General features: G+C 54.2%; 2 protein-coding genes. Both read left to right on the top strand.

Annotation, left to right across the window (positions count from 1 at the left end):
- Nucleotides 1-2,190 (top strand): helicase C-terminal domain-containing protein (locus DBR24_RS10700; protein ID WP_218278129.1); only part of this gene is annotated, 2,190 nt, incomplete at its 5' end.
- Between the two features lies 1 nt (nt 2,191).
- Nucleotides 2,192-2,386 (top strand): hypothetical protein (locus tag DBR24_RS31275; protein WP_218278130.1); only part of this gene is annotated, 195 nt, incomplete at its 3' end.

The raw sequence follows: 2,386 nt of genomic DNA on the forward strand, positions 1-2,386 counted from the left end.
GGTAACTCATTCTCCATTGGCTTTTGGGTCGGCAGCGGTGGCTCGCCGAACCGCCACAATGCTAAGGGGGTGAAGAGCATCCCGACCATTTCATCAGCACCGCCATTCCTGACGGCTGAGCAGGCCCTTCGGGACAACGACTCCAAGTACTCCACAGCCATGCGTGCTTGGCGCAAGCTGCCCAAATGCCCTTTCTGCAATAGCGAAACAGCTTTGCGGCTATTTTTTGACCACGGAGACCAAACTCTTGGTCATGTATGCACCGACATCCAGTGCGATTCGAATGACGGTAGGTGGCAGCCTCTTCCGTTCTACATTGTCGATGAGGATATTTACGATTTAGCACCGTCCGTACTTCTGGGAACTGTCGACAAGCTGGCACTCATTGGCCATTCAGGCCGAACCATTCGGCGCATATACGCGATGTTTGGCGCTGCGCCTTGGATCAACCCGGCCAACGGGCGATTATACGTGCCTGAACCCCGTGAGTTAGCGGCCGGTCCCCTCGCAAAAGACATGGAAGGGGTGTATCCGGCTTATTCGTCTGGGAAGCGCATTTTCCACGATCCGTTTCCAAGTCTCATCATCCAGGACGAGGCACACCTGCTTGATGAATCGTTGGGCACCTTTGCCGGCTTATTCGAATCCACACTCGATGCAGTCTTTGAATACCTGGCCAAGCCACTCAGCAGCTTAATCGCGACGGACAAACTAGGGCGCAGGCGCCGGGCTAAGGTAATCGCCGCTTCAGCTACCGTCTCTGCTCCTGAAAGACAGTTGGAGCATCTATACCAACGTTCGATTCCGGCCACGCAGTTTCCTGAGCCGGGCCCGACCCTTTATGAGTCATTTTACTCGGAGCCTGCTCCAGCCGAAGATATACGGCGTCGAGCACATCCAGACGTTGAAGTAGCGAGCCGCCAAGCCCGGGTTTACACAGCATTTATGACAAACGGAAAGCCGCATACGTCGACTAGCGTTGCGGTGTTATCCAGCTTTCACTTCAACATCACTCGCCTATTCAACGACTTGACGAGCGATAGCGCACAAGTCTTCGAATCTGCACGTCAGTTGCTGGTGGAGCATGTTTCCCAAGGTGCTCTAGAGGCGCTACACAAGCAGACACTAGCTACGGCCGGCGCGTCGGAACTAGCCACTCTCATTGACCTGCACCGTATTGCCTTGACCTACGTCACCAATAAAAAAGGTGGCGACCAGATTATGGCCGCGGAGGCGGAGGAAACGCGTAAGCGACACATCAATGAAGGCATGGACCTTAGAGGGTTGGATACCCGACTGATTACCGGCTCGGTGGAGCAAGGAGAGATTCAAGGTGTCGTGGATACTGCGCAGCGTCGGGTGAGTCCAGGACTCCCTTTCCCGCCTTTACAAGATCAGTTGCGCTCAGTGATTGCGACATCTGCCATTTCTCACGGTGTCGATGTCGACGAGTTCAATTCAATGTTTTTCGCAGGGATGCCGTCGGACATTGCTGAGTACATTCAAGCCTCCTCGCGGGTGGGGCGTGCGCATATTGGCTTTGTCGTGCTAATCCCGACGCCACAGCGTCGTCGAGATAGGCATATTGTTCACGTGTTCGACATTTTCCACCGTTTCCTTGAGCGCATGGTGCAACCGGCAGCGATCGATCGGTGGGCAGAACGCGCGATCGAACGTGTATTCACCAGTTTGCTCCAGGCGTATCTGGTTGGTGTCGTGCCGAGTCGCGAGCTGATTCAGCTTCCAGAAGATCAAAAAGCCAGAACAGCAGATTTCAGCTTTATCCCCAACATTCGTAAAGAATTCGGGGCCCGAGGCGATGTATTTATCAACGAAATCAACGATTTTATTGAGCTCGCGGTGGGGCTGCGTGGCGCCTTCGCTCCTGAGGGACAAGAGTACTACCGTGCTCGCATTGACCACAGGACTCGCAACCTCATAGCCAATATTTGGAGCAGCCCTTTGTGGGGCAGTGGAAAGTTAGATGGGTACTTCAAAAGTCAAACGGAAGTGATGGCCAAACCCATGACATCGCTTCGCGACGTAGACCAGGCCGGTATCATTCAGGCATCACCTCGCGATAGCGATGGCATGACCCAGCTATCTAATGAAGTGTTGTTGGTGATGGATCTCGTTCGCCACGGTGTAGCAAATAACGACAGTGCTGACGATACGCGGACGGGGGAATGAGATGGGAACTCGCAAGGGCTTTCTAGCAACAGAAGACGATGACAAAACACTCAGCGCGCCAACGATGACACGCTCCAGAGGCCAACTTGGCTCAGCCTATGCTCCTGGTGCGTTCTTCACATTCGAAGGCGGCTTAGGTTCGTGCATCTCGATCCCTGACCTCTCTGCTACCGAAGACGATGCTCCCATACACGGC

This window comes from Pseudomonas sp. HMWF006 (genome assembly GCF_003061205.1).
In the GTDB taxonomy this organism is placed as follows: domain Bacteria; phylum Pseudomonadota; class Gammaproteobacteria; order Pseudomonadales; family Pseudomonadaceae; genus Aquipseudomonas; species Aquipseudomonas monsensis.